At 66.9% G+C, this 15,015-nt stretch carries 15 protein-coding genes; 9 read left to right on the top strand and 6 right to left on the bottom strand.

Annotated features, from left to right (window positions below; translation table 11 throughout):
- Position 1 precedes the first annotated feature (1 nt).
- The 7 genes from ACT2CW_RS42000 (at position 2) to ACT2CW_RS42030 (ending at position 7,227) form a co-directional block, all read left to right on the top strand.
- Positions 2 to 976, top strand: a complete 975-nt coding sequence (locus ACT2CW_RS42000) for a hypothetical protein (protein ID WP_445520375.1) — start codon at positions 2 to 4, stop codon at positions 974 to 976.
- On the top strand, positions 976 to 2,175 hold the full coding sequence (locus ACT2CW_RS42005) for a hypothetical protein (protein WP_445520376.1): 1,200 nt from the start codon (positions 976 to 978) through the stop codon (positions 2,173 to 2,175). The genes ACT2CW_RS42000 and ACT2CW_RS42005 overlap by 1 nt, the downstream gene beginning before the upstream one ends.
- Before the next feature lie 54 nt (positions 2,176 to 2,229).
- Complete coding sequence (locus tag ACT2CW_RS42010; protein ID WP_445520377.1) at positions 2,230 to 4,749, top strand: hypothetical protein; 2,520 nt, start codon at positions 2,230 to 2,232, stop codon at positions 4,747 to 4,749.
- Between the two features lie 16 nt (positions 4,750 to 4,765).
- A complete protein-coding gene (locus tag ACT2CW_RS42015; RefSeq protein ID WP_157856910.1) occupies positions 4,766 to 5,137 on the top strand; it encodes a hypothetical protein in 372 nt (123 codons plus the stop codon).
- Positions 5,138 to 5,256: 119 nt separating this feature from the next.
- Positions 5,257 to 5,670: a hypothetical protein gene (locus tag ACT2CW_RS42020; protein ID WP_037947015.1), complete on the top strand. Its 414-nt coding sequence runs from the start codon at positions 5,257 to 5,259 to the stop codon at positions 5,668 to 5,670.
- Positions 5,671 to 5,749: 79 nt separating this feature from the next.
- Positions 5,750 to 6,070 (top strand): hypothetical protein, encoded by a 321-nt coding sequence (locus ACT2CW_RS42025; RefSeq protein WP_445520378.1) that lies wholly within the window; start codon positions 5,750 to 5,752, stop codon positions 6,068 to 6,070.
- Between the two features lie 323 nt (positions 6,071 to 6,393).
- Positions 6,394 to 7,227 carry a hypothetical protein gene (locus tag ACT2CW_RS42030; RefSeq protein WP_037947024.1) on the top strand — a complete coding sequence of 278 codons (834 nt, stop codon included), beginning with the start codon at positions 6,394 to 6,396 and terminating at the stop codon, positions 7,225 to 7,227.
- Positions 7,228 to 7,813: 586 nt separating this feature from the next.
- Here the strand turns inward: ACT2CW_RS42030 and ACT2CW_RS42035 are convergent.
- Positions 7,814 to 9,349, bottom strand: a complete 1,536-nt coding sequence (locus ACT2CW_RS42035) for a hypothetical protein (RefSeq protein ID WP_445520379.1) — start codon at positions 9,347 to 9,349, stop codon at positions 7,814 to 7,816.
- 89 nt (positions 9,350 to 9,438) lie between these two features.
- Positions 9,439 to 9,744, bottom strand: a complete 306-nt coding sequence (locus ACT2CW_RS42040) for a hypothetical protein (protein WP_445520380.1) — start codon at positions 9,742 to 9,744, stop codon at positions 9,439 to 9,441.
- A 416-nt stretch (positions 9,745 to 10,160) separates the two neighbouring features.
- Here ACT2CW_RS42040 and ACT2CW_RS42045 point away from each other — a divergent pair, with 416 nt between their 5' ends.
- Both ACT2CW_RS42045 and ACT2CW_RS42050 read left to right on the top strand, forming a co-directional pair.
- Entirely contained in the window at positions 10,161 to 10,730 is a 570-nt protein-coding gene (locus ACT2CW_RS42045) for an RNA polymerase sigma factor (protein ID WP_445520381.1), read from the top strand.
- Positions 10,727 to 11,506 (top strand): hypothetical protein, encoded by a 780-nt coding sequence (locus ACT2CW_RS42050; RefSeq protein WP_445520382.1) that lies wholly within the window; start codon positions 10,727 to 10,729, stop codon positions 11,504 to 11,506. Before ACT2CW_RS42045 ends, ACT2CW_RS42050 begins: the two co-directional genes overlap by 4 nt.
- 251 nt (positions 11,507 to 11,757) lie before the next feature.
- On the opposite strand, the gene ACT2CW_RS42055 is transcribed toward ACT2CW_RS42050, so the two are convergent.
- The 4 genes from ACT2CW_RS42055 to ACT2CW_RS42070 form a co-directional block, all read right to left on the bottom strand.
- Positions 11,758 to 12,756 carry a hypothetical protein gene (locus ACT2CW_RS42055; RefSeq protein ID WP_445520383.1) on the bottom strand — a complete coding sequence of 333 codons (999 nt, stop codon included), beginning with the start codon at positions 12,754 to 12,756 and terminating at the stop codon, positions 11,758 to 11,760.
- Between the two features lie 143 nt (positions 12,757 to 12,899).
- On the bottom strand, positions 12,900 to 13,679 hold the full coding sequence (locus ACT2CW_RS42060) for a hypothetical protein (protein ID WP_445520384.1): 780 nt from the start codon (positions 13,677 to 13,679) through the stop codon (positions 12,900 to 12,902).
- Positions 13,680 to 13,698: 19 nt separating this feature from the next.
- Positions 13,699 to 14,682 carry a hypothetical protein gene (locus ACT2CW_RS42065; RefSeq protein WP_445520385.1) on the bottom strand — a complete coding sequence of 328 codons (984 nt, stop codon included), beginning with the start codon at positions 14,680 to 14,682 and terminating at the stop codon, positions 13,699 to 13,701.
- Positions 14,679 to 14,969 (bottom strand): hypothetical protein, encoded by a 291-nt coding sequence (locus ACT2CW_RS42070; protein WP_445520386.1) that lies wholly within the window; start codon positions 14,967 to 14,969, stop codon positions 14,679 to 14,681. The genes ACT2CW_RS42065 and ACT2CW_RS42070 overlap by 4 nt, the downstream gene beginning before the upstream one ends.
- Positions 14,970 to 15,015: the final 46 nt, after the last annotated feature.

Below are 15,015 nucleotides of genomic sequence, written 5' to 3' on the forward strand. Positions count from 1 at the left end.
CATGTGGGACAGCGTCCCGTGGTTCACCGAGGGCGGTGCCTCGCATTCGAGCGAGGTGGCGAGGCTCTTGGCCTACGCGGCCTTCGGCGGCGCCGAGGGCGTGGTCGGCTCCGCTGACCTCCAGGTGAAGGCTCTCAGCACCCCTGCGGCCGCCGTGCAGGTCCGCACCGGAGCTTGCGCCATCATCAACCGCGCCCAGGGCGGCTCCTACCAGGCATACGCGGCCCGGCTACCCACCGCTGATCAGGTGCCGATCGCCGCGACCGGTGTCTCCGCCCGCTCGGACCTGATCGTCGCCCGCGTGGAGAACCCGTACAGCTACGGGGAGACGTGGCCCAACCCAGCCGATCCGACGGTTGGCCCGTACGTCTACACCCGCGTGATCAGCGGGGTCCCAAAGACCACAACGACCGTGCGACAGGTCCGCAGCTCGGACTCCGCTATAGCGCTCGCGCGCATCGACCTGCCAGCCAACACCACGACCATCACCCAGGCCATGATCAAGGACCTCCGCACGATGGTCGCGCCTCGCCGGGACCGCAGGCTCTACACCGCCTTCCCCAGCACCCTGTCGACGCTGACGTACTCCGACAACAAGTGGCACAACTGGCCGGGCGAACCCGCGAAGTGGGACATCGACGTGCCCACCTGGGCGACACGGCTGAAGATCGTGACCACCATCGCGGGCCTGCGGATGACGAAGGCCGACGTCTTCGCCTCCATGCAGAACGTATTCGGGACGATCCAGGGGCAGAACACGGTGATCGACGACGACACCGGCAAGGAGACACGCCGCCAGACCGTGGTCATCGCCGACAACCTGAGCGTCTCCAGCTCTGTGCGCGGCACCACCCAGCGCCTCTACCTCCAGACGTACATGTCGAAGATCGAGACCGGCGACCTCTCTGTGGACGGCTCGACGTCGATCGTCTCGGACGTCGAGTTCGTCGAGGCCCCGGACGAGGAAGAACTCTGATGCTGTCCGGGTGGCGGTTCATCGCACAACGCGCACTGCCCGAGGAGATCCTGGACTGGGAAGTCCCATTCGCGCTCAACAGCAATCCCAAGCGTGATCTCAGCGGCCCCGGAGCGATGGCAGGCACGATCGAGCCCGAGTACGCGCGCATGCTCGGCCCGGACAAGAAGCCGATCCTCCAGGAATGGGACACCAAGTTGTATTTGGAGGTCGACGGGGTGATCCGCTGGGGCGGGGTCGTGACCAAGACGGCGTACGACGGTCCGCAGGCGAGCATCCAGTGCGAAGGGTTCTCCTGCTACCCGCAGGGCATCCCGTTCGAGGACTACATCGTTTCCGGCGCCCTGATCACCCCTAAAGATCCTTATGCCGGAAAGGATAAAAATCATGATGGTTGGGTGGACGGTAAGAAGGGCAAGCAGCGTGTCCCGGACCCTCCGAAGCCCTACGGCGGCCCCCGGATCGACGTCTACGACGCGGTCCGCAAGATCTGGTCCCACGTCCAGGGCAAGCCGTACGGGAACATCGGCCTGAAGATCGACAGCCACGATCTCGGCGAACTCCTCGGCGCCAAGGATGGCTCCGATCCATGGGAGTTGGCGTGGTGGAACAACCCCGACTGCGGACAGACCCTCGACAGCCTGACCAGCACCACCCCGTTCGACTGGCTCGAAACGCACGGCTGGGCCGGGTCCGGTAACTCGATCGAGCACCGCATACGGCTCGGCACACCCCGGCTCGGCAGGAAGCGCACTGACCTGCGCTTCGCCGACGGCGAAAACATCATCGCCATCGCGAAGCCGGAGGGGATGGGCGATGACTTCGCCAACGAAGTCGTGGTGCTCGGCAAGGGTGAAGGTCGGAAGATGGCGCGCGCCCAGGTCCACCGGTACGACGGGCGCCTGCGTCGGGTCGCGACCGTCACCGACAAGACGCTCTCCTCGTCCAAGGCTCTGAGCACCCGCGGTCAGCAGGAGCTGGCCGGCCGCACGCAAGCCCTCCAGATCCCGGCGATACAGGTCATCGACCACCCCAACGCCCGCCTCGGTGCCTGGCAACTCGGCGACGACATCCGCGTCCAAGTCCATGTCCCTTGGGTCGGCGATGTCGACGTGTGGCACCGGATCGTCTCGGACGAGATCAGCGCGGACGGCACCGTGGTCCTCACCCTGAAGCGCTCCGACTCCTTCCACTACTGATCGCTGGGAACAACACGCGACACAAGGCACCGCGGGGACGCAGCATCCCGCGTCATGGTCACCTTCCTGGACACGCAAGCGGATGCCCGGCGCTTTGCTGCCCTCCTGGACGAGTACGACCGCCGCCTCAAGGCCCTCGAACGGTCCACGCAGGCCGCCCACACCTCTATCGAGGGCGGCACCATGGACATCTACGACGCCGACGGAAACCTCAAGGGGAGCGTCGGCGTGCAGCCCGATGGCGGTGTCGCTCTGGTCCCGGTCCACACGGACCCTCCGCCGACCCCAATGCCGCCGACCGTCGAGCCGGTGCTGGCCGGACTCGTCGTCGGCTGGGACGGCACGTGGGATGACTCGTACGCCACGCCCACGGACTTCTCCCTCATACAGGTCCACCTCGGCCCCACCGAGGACTTCCCCCTGGACCCGACCACCCTCGTCGCCACGATCACCGCAGTGCTCGGTGGCACCGTGACCGTGGCGGTCGAGGGCTACGACTCGATCTGGGTGAGGCTCGTCGCGCAGAACACCGCCTCGATCACCGGGCCGCCGTCGACGGCCGTGCAGGGCACTCCTCGGCAGGCCGTGCCGAAGGACCTGATCGACGGGATCATCGACGAAACCAAGCTCGCTGCACAGGCCGTATCACAGGCCAAGGTGAAGCTCGGCGCGATCGGTACCGACCAGTTGGCCGTCAACTCAGTCACGGCGGAGAAGATCGTCGCACTCGGGATCACTGCCGAGAAGATCGCGGCGTTGGCCGTCACGGCGGACAAGCTGGCCGCGCTGTCCGTGACGACGGACAAGCTCGCGGCGAACGCCGTCACCGCCTCCAAGATCCTTGCCGGGTCGATCGACGCCACCCACATCAAGGTTGGAGCCCTTACTGCGGACCGCCTGGCACTGGGCACCGACGGCAATATCATCGCGGACCCGTCCTTCGAGAACGCCATCAGCGCACAGCGCGTCGCTGCCTCCCCGTACTGGTCGATCGTGACGCCCGGCAACGAGACCCCCAAGGCGCTCCAGGTGAACGCCGCAAACCCCACTGCGATCACGCGCTCCATGACCCTGGCCGTCCAGCCAGCCGTTCCTGGGCAGAAGATGTGGCTGACCATTGACTACCTCGCCTCGGAGGACTGGTCCGGCACCGGGATCAGCTTCTACGCGCAGTGGCAGGACGCCAACGGCCAGGTCCTCGGATACAGCACCATCACCACGGGCGACGCCGACGCGGTGCGCGGCTCGTGGCAGCGGTTGACTGGTGTGCCGGACGCCGCGGCTCCCGCCGGAACGACTCAGGTCCGCGTCGCCTGCTCCACCGTGGACTCCACCGCAGGCTGCGTGGCATACGACAACGCCTCATGTCGGGTCGTCCTCGCGTCGGGCGTTGCCGGGGCCCGCGCCGAACTCTCGCCGCAGGGCCTTCTTCTCTACGACTCCGCCGGACAAGAGGCTGTCGCCCTGGTAACCGGCCGCCCCAACTATCTGACCTTGGCCACGGACGGCACCCCCGTCGCAACGATCGATCAAGATGGCGGGGCAGGCTTCCAGCGGCTCGCCGTCGCGGAAAATCTCACAGTCGGCGGCAGCGACTGGACCGAATACCTCAACCAGCTCCCGCGCGGCATCCTTGCCATCGACTACCAGTCCAGCACCGTCACCGCATCGGGCAGCGAGATGGGGTTCGTCGAGCTGGACTTCGAGGCGGACCCCGAACGCATGTACCGGTTCGTGTTCGAGGCCCGCGCGAACCCTTCGGCCGCGGGAGGAGAGCTCCAGCTCCGGCTCCGCGACGGTGCCGCCGAGGCGCCCACCATCACCAGCAAGCAGCTCCACATCGCCGTCCACCACATGGCGCTCGGGAACAGCTTCACGGCCCGGCTGGAGCACATCGCCCTCGGCTCGGACCTCGGCGCTGGGATGCACCGCACCCTGATCACCTTCGCCAACGCGTACCAGCCCACCGGCCAGACGGTAACGCTCTCCGGCGGCAGCGGGAGCCTCGGCAAGTACTACGTCGAGGACATCGGCCCCCGGATTCCAGAGACCGGCGGCTACAACACCGGCGGCGGTACGGCGACACCTCCAGTGACGAAATACAGCAAGACCTACGCGGCGAGTTGGAGCGGCTCGTACGCCAACCGCAGCTCGTACAACAGCTCCTACGGGAACCGGTGCGTGCAGGGCTACTACAGCTCGGGGAACGGGACACAAGCCGCCCTGGTCGGGTTCCCCTCAGCGCTCAGCGCCGATCTGTCTGGGGCCAAGATCATCAAAGCCGAGATCTATCTCTACTTCGAGCACTGGTACTCGAACGCCGGTGGGAAGGCCGTAATCAAGGCCCACAAGCACACCTCCCGCCCCACCGCGTTCTCCAGCGACTCGGAGTCGCAGACAATCTCGTGGAAGCGCAACGAGGGCAAGTGGGTCGACATCACCGGCGTTTTCGACAGCACATCCTGGCGCGGTATCGCCCTGGACCCCAACAGCACCAGCTCCACGTACTACGGCATCGCCCGCGGTGTCGGCCAGACCAACCCCCCGCGACTGCGTGTGACCTACACCAAGTAATCCCGGAGGAACCGCCGTGCCCGCCCTCTCCCTCACCGCTATGCACACCCTGGCTCTCTACGGTCCCTTTGCTGCCCGCGTCCGCATGGCCTGGACCTACGTGGCCCGCCAGGTCCTCGACGAGGACCCTGCCACACCAGGCAACCCGCTGCGCGTCAGCCTCGCACGCTCGGTCCTCAACCCGAGCGACCTGACCGGAGCCAACGGACTCACGCCCGTCATCGCGACGTGCGAGACCGTCCTCACCGCGGCGGCCGGCGCCCCGAGCCCAGAGCCAGCCGCGCTCTGCGACGCCGTCACCGACGACCAGCTCATCACCGCGGTGAAGGACGCCTGGAACATCACCGCAGGAGTGACCCCCGCCCTGGTGGACCCCAGCGCGACCTGATCTCCAGGACAGGACACAAACCGGTAGGTCCTGCACCGTACGACGCGCGAGGAGCCGCGGACCGGTCATCGGTCCCTGCTCCGCGCACCCACACGACCGGTCGACCGAGGAGAGAGCCAGTGGATGGGCTCGTGTCGCTGGCACCCGTACTCGCTCCCCTCTTCGGGATGATCGGCGCACTGGGCGGTGCCTGGCTGGTGTACCGACAGACCAGGCGCAAGACCGACAGCGATGCCCAGGTGGCTGCGGTGAAGACGGTCACCGACGGATTCACCAGCCTCCTGGAGCAGCAGCGCGCAGCGGCGAACCAGACCCTGGAGCGGATGGCGTCCCTTGAGGCGAAGTACAGCGACCTCGAGCGCCGTGTCGAGCACCTGCAAGAAGAGCAGCGGCAGTGGCGCCGGTGGAAAGCCGCCGCGATCGAGTACATCCACATCCTGCGCGATCTGCTGTCCCGCGGCATACCTCACCCTCCGCCGCCCGAGCCTCCCGACGAGATCGCCGCCGACATTGCCGACCGCGACAGCTCGTAAAACCCAGCACGCGACACAAGGACGCTGGCGCCCGCACGCTCTGTCCGCACTACAACCCCAGTAGAAGGGCAGAATCCCTATGTCGACCCTCGACTCGATCACCACCGGCGCCCAGGTCGGCGCCCTCCTCCCGCTGATCACCGCCCTCGTGCAGCGCCCGGCCTGGTCGGCTGAGGTGAAGAAGATGGTGGCAGTCGTCCTCGCCCTGGTCGCGGGCGTCATCACCGTGGCGACCTCCGGCGGCTGGGAGCAGTTCCAGCACGGCACGATGACCTTCGCCACAATCACCGCCGTCCTCGCAGCTTCGCAGTCCACGTACGACCTGATCTGGAAGCCGAGCAAGGTCGCCCCTGCGATCGAGTCGGCTACCAGTCCGAAGCGCTCGGGACAGGCCGGATAGCACCGCGTCCGGTAACCCGCCAGAACGCCGGCAGGTATCATCCGCAACAAGGTGGCCGCTTCGCCGCCGAACTCACCGCGTTGAGGGCTGCTGCTGGTCTCCAGGGGTTTGGTTTTCCCTTTCCTCCGGGGTCTAGGCCAGCAGACACACAGTCCGAGACCACTGCGCGCGTGCAGAGCGCCCAGGGCCGGAACAGTGGTTGCTCCTGCGACGACCCGGCACACGGGGTGGGTTCGGTTGCGAGGCGGCCATCGTTTACCCACCGGCCGCCGCGTGCGGTCCGGCGGCGCAGCAAGTCGCTAAGACCAGGAGGAACCGCGGGGATGACCGACGCGCAGCCGCCTGCCGAGCAAGTCACGGCAGAGGTAAGGCGCCTCAAGGAGATGTCGCACCAGGCGTTCTTCGAGGCATGGGCAACGTACGTACTGGGTGGCGTCGACCGGCTGGCGCCGCGCGACGTGCAGGCTGCCGCCTTCCGGTCACCGGATGTGGCGAGCCGCACACTCGCCGCCGCAGACCGCGTCGCCCGTGAACTCAAGACGGCGCTCCCCCGCCGCGACGGTGAGTCGAAGCGCGAGTACCAGGCCCGCATGAACGCCTTCCGCACTCAGCTCCAGGCGGCACGGCAACCGATCGTCGACACGATCGAAGACCTCGCCGTGGACGAGGCGGAATACCTGGCGCAACTCGACGACGAGGCGTTCGCCGCGGAGTGGCTGGCATTCGTCCAGCAGGTCGCCGGCAGCACGCGGCCCGGCCGCGACTACGTGCAGGGCCTCGCGTTCCGCTCGCCGGAGGTTGCTCCCCGCACGCAGGCCGTGGCCGTGCAGATGAGGCGCGTCCCGGAGCAGTACCTGCCCGCCAAGGAGGGCGAGTCACGCAAAGCGCATCACGCGCGCGTGACCCAGCTCCGGTCGCGGCTGGAAGCAGAGCTGCGGTTCTTGCAGTACACGCTGAACTACTCAGTGGCGCGATGGGGTCGGATGCCGACCGCGCCGAATCACCGGCTCCAAGCGATGCGTCTCCTCGCCGAGAAGTACCCAGAGGAGTTCTCCCAGTTGCTCAACGCGGTGCGCGCCGACGCGCGGAAGGCACGCGAGGAGGTGCGCCGGCAACGGCGCTACGAGAAGCGGGCGGCGGCGCGCCAGGCGAACTGACGACGCAACCTCCTCCATCCTGGGCGCGCACACCTGGGCGCGCCCTTTCTTCATGCCCGAGTCGGGCGCTTTCCGGTGGCGCGCATCGGATGACATAGGCGCGCCTGCACACTCACACTGGTGTGCCCGCACCGACCGGGCGGTTGCGACAGCCGGACAAGAGGCAGCACGGGTGGCGCGCCTGGCGAATTTGCAGGTCAGAAGAGGCCACGCCATCTGGAGGCGCGCGCCTGAGTCGGGGCGCACCCGCGCCTCGACGCTACGCCGCACGCGCGCGTGGCGCGCCTGGTCCGGCGCGCCACCCAGACGAAGGCGCGCCCGTCCAGGCACGGGGCGCGGCCGCGCGCTCTGGGAGCCGACACCTGGCGCGCTTCGGCCTGCTCGCGGGCGCGCGCCGTCATAGCGCGGTGGAGCACGCGTTGCGGCTGCCGGGGCGCGCCACCGGGAGACAGCGAAGGCGCGCCTGCGTATGGCTGAATTTGCGCACACGTGCCCACCGGAAGATGACGTGACGTGATGCGCGATCGCCGGACCATACCGATCCCGGCGGATCAGGGGAGCCTGCTGCGCGTCACATCACGTCACCTCACCCGACCGTGGCAAGGTCGGTGTAGAGCGTCGCGAAGATCTGGGCGATCTTCAGCTCCGGCTTGCCCGCGAGCCGGTAAGCGTTGGCGATCTCCCGCTCGCCACGCTCCTCCAACAGACCGATTACGGCGGGGCGGTGGTCGATGACGTGCTTCCTCAGCTTCGTCATCGGCGGCGGCATCCCCTCGTCCGGGCCCGAGACGTCCTCCAAGTGCTCCTGCATCGTCATGCCCAAGATGCGGGCCTGGATCTCCGCCTCGGTGAGCAGCACCGCCAGGACCTTGTTGGCCTTGTTCACCTGGGCAGGCCGGGGCCGGGGCAGGTCCTGCGGCTCTTCGGCCTCGCTGATCTCCTCGGGCTGCTCGGGCACCGGCGGTTCCTCGGCTGGGCCCGAGGGCGGCGCCCCCTCCTCGAGGGAGGCGGGTTCGTCCGCGGCGGTCGTCTCCTGTTGGCCATGTGCTTGCCCGACCGGGTCCGAATGCTCGCCGGGCTGGACGCCGTGCTCGCCCGCTGCCTCGTCCGCCTTCTCCTTGAGGTGGTCGAGCGACTTGGTGATCAGCGCGTCGGCGCTCATCCGCCCCCAGCCGGTCTCGGTGTGCACGGCCTTGAGCGTGCGACGGCCGTACTCCACGCGCAGCTCGCGAAGAGCAGTCTCCGGTTCGGTGGGGTGCATCAAGGCATCGCGGATCAGACCGGCGGCCTGGGCACCGGTCAAAGCCGGAGCCTGCCGCGCGGTGACCGGGGGCAGTTCGGCCTGTGAGGTCTGCTGCCCATGCTCCTGCAAATCGGCATCCGGTCGCAGCTCAGAAACCGAGCGGGTCTCGGCCGCGTCCTGCAACCCCAGGCGCCGCAGCAGTGAGTCGACGCTGAAGTCGGGGAACCGCTGGGTCTCGCCCGGCTGGATCTTCATGTGCAGGGTACGGACACCGGTGAGCCACGCTTCACCGAGCGAGTGAAGTTCCACAACGGCGTCGACGGCGGCAGGCAGGTTCTTCTCAGCCTTCACCTTTCGGGTGGTGTTACGGGTCGGCTTGTCGTTCTCGAAAGCGGTAACGATCTCCTGCCGGGCGATCAGCAGACACGGGCCGTGGTGGCGGCGCAACAGCCACAACACCGCGCCCCAGCGGTCCTTGGCCCTGTTCCACAGGTCGGAGTCGACGACCACCGGGTCGTCGAGAGTTGGCACGCGGGAGCGGTTGCGCTGTGCCTTGCGGATCGCGCGGTTGCGCGCGAAGAGGGCGATCTCGTCGCTGAGCATGTCCCACAGAGACGTCATGGAGTCGATGACGAGCAGGTTCGGCTTGCCGTCAATGCAGGGCTGAACATTCACCCAGCGGATCGCGTCGAGGATGTCCTGGTACGACCCCTCATGCTCAACGATCTCGTAGTCGGCGCCGGGGACACGGCCGTAGTAGTCGGCAGTCCCTTCGGTACCGCCGATCTCGATCCAGTACGTCCGGCCAATCAAGTCGGAGCCGGATGCCTTGGCCGCCTCGTAGCTCTTGCCGGTCTTCTCCGGGCCTGTGAGCAACACGATCGGTGGGTTCGGTTTGCCGGTGGGCTTCCGACTCTTGCGGGTGCGCTGCGGCGCGGTGATTCCAGCCACGAAGGGGGCCTTTCACTTCAGGTCTTCGTCCGGGTTGCTCTCCCGGATGTTGCGGCGCGCAGGGCCCTAAGCTCTAGCCCCGACGCGTGCTGTACTATTTTAGCGCAGATCGGCGGATACTCAATCCACTTGCAGCAGATCAACGCCGGATCTCCAGTCGGATCGCTGTCGTCGCGGTGCCGCCGGTACCAGGCGTCCAGGCGGCGCGCGTCGTCCGCGGCACCCTGGTACGTCGATGCCGACACGGACTGCCACTCGCTCACCGCGTCCCCGTGCTCGCCCCCCACCCCCTGCCACCCGAGGGCCTGCACGATCTTCCCCATCGGGGTCCGCAGGAGGACAGCCAGACCCGTTCCCACCTGGCAGGTCTGGCGGGGAGGCGTGCGTACAGCGATGAAGTGAAAATTTCTGGTGCTGGGGCATAGGCATTTTCGGGGAGTCGGACGATGTGTAGGTATGACAGTCATCTGGACATCGGACTACGGGGACGGGTCATTGTGTGGGAGGTAGTGCTGGATCAGTCGGCGTGGCTGGTCCTTGGTGCTGTGTCGCTCAGCGCGGGAGGCTTAAAGCTGTTGGCGGAGCGTTCACGGCGGAAGACCTTGGTTGCTATCACGACGCGAGCCCCAACGGGGACGAGACTGGCTCAGGGCCGCAGCATCGTCGGGCCGGCGTTCTGCGTCTGGGTCGGAGACGGAACCACGCGCAATGCCACAGGTGCCCAGGAAGAGGGAGGCCAGTGAGCCGCATCTCGGGTGAGTATCGGGCCGAGATAGCTTCCCTATACCGGGAGCTGACAGGTGAGCTGCGATCTTTCGCCACGCGTCTGCTATATGGCGAGCCCGATACAGCGCAGGACATCATCCAGGAAGTTTTCCAAGCCGCAGCGTTGAACTGGGAGCAGTTGCGCTGTCTCGGCCGGGACCGTCAGCGGGCCTGGCTGTTTCGAGTGGTGAAAAACAAAGTCTTCGACCACTGGGGGGTGACGAGACGACAGGTGCCCCTGCCCGATGTTGAGTTCGAAGTCGCCGCCTCTGATACACCCCGAGCAGCAGTGTCCAACCTGCTTCTCCTCAGGTGTTGGATGGTGATCAACTCGATGTCCCGGGCGCAGAGGCGAGTGGCGTTGTTGCGGTGGTATGCGGAGTGGACCAGCCGCGAGATCGCTGATCACCTGGGGCTGAGCCCCAAGACCGTCCACGCCCATTTGAGCAACGCGCGGCGAGCGCTGGTCAGGGAGTTCGGAGACGAAGTGGTCTTTCCCTCCGAGTGGTCGCTGATGGTTTCGACTGAGGGGGGGATCCGATGAGCGACAACGACAAGACCTACGGGTTCGACTCCAATGACGCTGCACCGCACTGGCGGCCCGCCATTGGCGACGTCCTCAGCCAGCTCGATCGTGTGCTCGACGAGGATTCGACGCCCGAGTCCGAGGAGGGTCTGACGGAGCTTATGGCCTGGATGTCCGAGGACCCGGCATCGGATTCGTCCACCCTTGAAGCACACGAATACTTCCCCCGCATGCAAAAGATCCTCATTGCGGGTGGTGTCCGGGCAGGAGCAGTCGACTTCATCAGAAGCCTGACCGATGTCCACGAGAGCCGCGTGCCTGAATCGTGTCCCGGCACGCTCGTGCGTCAATGGCACACGGTTTATCGCGGGTGCATCACGTTGCCGACGGATGAGCTGAATTGCCTTGCTCCCGCAGAGCGGACACCGACCCTATCCTGGGATTCATTGGTCCGCGGTTCGGTTGGTGCGGTAGTTGTTGCTGATCCAGCATCGCTGGAAGACGCCTTCGCACCTCTCGATTACCTGGAAGCCGCTCGCATGACATACGTTGTGGCCGTCAACAGGGACGAAAAAACCTGCAAGTACAGCGAAACCGAGATTCGCCAGGCGCTGGACCTGTCCTCTGACGTTCCCGTGACGTTCGGAAAGCTGCCTCATTTCAACTCGGCAAGGGCCACCCTTATCCTCCTACTGGAGGCGTGCCTCCGGAAAGAGGAGGGCAAGCTCTGCTCCGAAGACGAAGAGCTGACCGCACTCGTCCTGCTAACTCAGCTGGAGGCGTTGCTGCGCTGATCCTCTGTCTCGGGTCAAACCATCTTCAGTGCGGTCCGCGCATCAGCCCCCACAGCCGCTGCGCCACTCGATGCGCTCGCAGGGCATCGGAGTCAGCCCCTCATGCCCTGCCGGGGCCGGGTCGAACAAGTCCGGCTACGCGCGTGCTGTCCCGAGCAGAGGCATGCCCCCGAGTCATCAACGGTCCGATCACCAGCAGCGGGCGACCCGATGCCGGTGCGCCCGCCGCGATGTCGTGAAGGTGTGGAAAATCAGGATGCCTGAGTGGCCCCGTTACCAGCCGCAAGGCTGTCCATGTCCACTCCTTCGCCCTGCTCCGCCTGCCTCTCCGCGTCGTAGCGCGACTCGAACCGCGGGCCGACGTTCTTCCGGCCGTTCTGCGGGCTCTGCCCCAGGCGGCGGCCGAGTTGAGAGTTGTTCAGGTCGCCGCGTGGTCCGAACCGGTGTCGCTCGCCAGCATTCCGGGCGGCCTTGTAGATGGCGTACAGGTCCTCCTCGGAGACGATCTCCACCGGGTTGATCTCCGGTGTGCCCTCCGCCTCCTCCTGAGGCTTCTCCGTCTCCTCGGCCCTGAGGTCGGGCCGCTTCTCGTCATTCTTGGTGAGCGGCGTCGGCGCCGGGCCCTTGGGCTGGGCCGAGACCTTCGTGTCCGGGCGGGGTGTAGGGGCGGCCTTGCGCTGGTTAGCGGGCGCGGCCGCAGCCGGGTCGAGAAGTGCGCTGGTCCCGTCCGCATCGACCCAGTCCGATCCGGCTCCGCGCGCCCGGACGAAGCCGGAGACGTGCAGGCCAAAGCTGCCGCCGAGTGGCACCATCGCGGCGACGGCGCTGCCGACCGCATACACGTACGCCTTGTTCTCGACCATGACGGCCGGGGCGGTGCCTGTGCTGAACCACTCAGACAGCGCGACCACGGCGTGTCCCACGTTCGCGGCGATCGAGATGCACAGCAGGAAAGCGAAGATGCCCCACAGCGACCAGTAGTAGCCACCATCTGCGCCCTGGTCGGTGCGTTTGCGGATCGTGGTGACCGCCCCGGCGTTGAAGGCGAGGAGCAGTTCCAGCGATCCGGCCATTGCGCCGGCCGCGAAGGTGGGGAAACCGATGAGCTTCCCGGCCCAATGGAGCTGGTACAGGGAGGCGAGCATCATGCCGAAGCCCGCGGCCGCCGCTCCGAAGCGGAGGTTGCGGTGCCAATCCCGCAGCTCCCGCTCACCCTGGGTGATGGCTCGTAAAGTAGGCAGCTTGGGCACAACAAATCCCTTTCGTTCGGGTCTTCCCGAAGGGCCTATGCTCGTCGGTCCTCGGGCTGCCCAAACGATATAGCGTTCTCCGCCGGTGGCGCTTCCCCTTGATTCGTTTACGGCCCGCCACCGGATGTGTGACGGCCCGCGGTTCACCAGTCCAGCGGCTTCCTGGGCGTGCGCCGGTCAGGCCCGGTGATCTTCACCAGGTAAGCGCGGTCCTCGATCCGGGATAGCAACCGCTCGCCGAGGACGGCGGCGATGTTGTCGCGTCGCAGGTTCGTGGAGAACGCGGTGGGCCTGCCCGCGGAGAGACGGGAGTCGATCAGGTCGACTGTCTCACGGCGTGCGAACTCGGTTGCCACGCTGTCCATTTCGCCGCACAGCTCGTCGAGGACTAGCAGGTCCGCCTCCACGTGCCGCTTACGAACCGTGTAGGCCGTCATGTCGCCCGGCCCGCCGTCGGGGCGGCGCCACGTCAGGTAGGTCGCATGCTTGATGAACCGCACGAGCAGGCCCTGCTCGCTGCCCTCGTTGCCGAGAGCGGCGAGTGCGGTCGTCTTCCCCGTGCCGATGTTGCCCGGGGCAATGAGGTGCATGGTGGTCGGCCGGGCCCCGTGCCTCTTCGCTTCGACCAGCGAGTTCAGCCATCCGCGCAGCACCTTCGGGTGCTGGTTCGCGTCGAGGTCAGCGAATCGCCACTTCAGGTAGTCGTCATGCGCGGCCTCACGCATGCTGTTCCTCCAGGCGAGTGCGCGGGCGCTGGCCTGCGGGACAGCGACGTCTTCCCACAGCTCGCCTCTGTCCTCGTCCGCGGGAGCAGGCATGCCGAGCTGGGACAGGTCCGCGCCGCCGCGCCGCAGGATCTCCAGGACGTGGTCGGTGACCTCTAACAGGTGCCGCGGCTCTTGCGCAGCCTCCAGGGTGCTCACCGCTCGTTCTCCTTCCTCATCAAGCGGGGACGATGCCGAACGCGGCGCCGTCGTCGGGGTCCTCGGGGGTGCCCGCGGGGGGCGGCCCGCCCGCGATGCTCGCCCCCCAGGTCGCGGCATCGCTGTAGGGGGCGGGGCGACCGCCGTACTGGGCAGGCATCGGCTTGTTGTTGCGCTCGTCGCTCAGAGCCCGCTGGAACTGGGCAGCCGAAGGGAAGTGCAGTCCCGTGCGCTGGAATGCTCTGGCGACTTGCTTCTGCGTGTATCCCGCATCCAGGGCCTGCTGGGTCATTTTGCGGAGGCCCATGTACCACCCGGACTTCTGCTTACCCGCATACGGTCCGAGGTGCTGCGTGGCGTGCTCGTAGTACCAGGTGGCAACTGCCTCGCCAGGCGTTTTCTCCTTCGCCGTCTTCGTCTTCTCCGCATCCGCAGGGGCCTTGCCCTGCCCCGCCTTCTTCTTCGCAGTGGGGCAGGTGGCAGCCGGAGGAGCCGCGCGCGGCTGCGTTTTCGGCTCCGGTTCAGAGGCGTCCGCGGAGGGCACGGGGTCCGGTACAGGCGAGTCCAGGTGGGGTCCGAAGCCATCGGAGCCGAGGCTGTCATCGGAGTAGCGGACGCAGAACGAACCGTCCTGCTGTTCGACGACAGGGACGTCCAGCTTCCCGCCGAAGACAACGTAGTCCTGAGCCCACTGATCGACGGGGTACTCACTGATCGCGGCGCCCATGGCCGTCCTACCGTCGAGGAAACGGCGCCGCTCCAGCCGGTAGTAGCCGTGCGCGGCCAGCTCGTGGAGTGCCTTGCGGACGGCGTCTCGCCCCTCGCGTCCTTCTCCGCGGGCGAGTTGTTCGGACCGTACGTTCCAGCTGTCGTGCTGGTCGAGGCAGTACGTCAGGATGCCGAGCGCTCTGTAGCTGAGGCGGGTGTCGCGGGCAGTCTTGGACTCGATCTGGACGAAGTGGGTGCGCCGGTTGACGCGCACCGCGCTGCGGTTGGCGGTCACGCTTCTACCTCGCTGGTCGTCTCTACGAGCCGGAAGTAGGTGTGCCACGTCTTGCGGCCGTGGTCGCCCGTCTCGTACACGCGCTGGGACTCTGCCAAGCCCACCTCACGCAGTTCGGAGAGGGGTTCACGGACCTGGTGGTTCGTCAGGCCACACGCATCAGCGGCGTCCTGAACGGTGACCCAGCAGCCCCTGCTGTAGAGCACCAGGTAGCAGTACAAGCGGAACGCACGATCGGATATGCCTCCGGCAAGCACCGGAGCAACGTCAACGGTACGGGTGGACAAGGCGGTGGTCCTTCGGGCTGGGGCCCGGCGGCGGAGGTGCGGCCGG

The organism is Streptomyces sp. NEAU-174 (assembly GCF_052665095.1).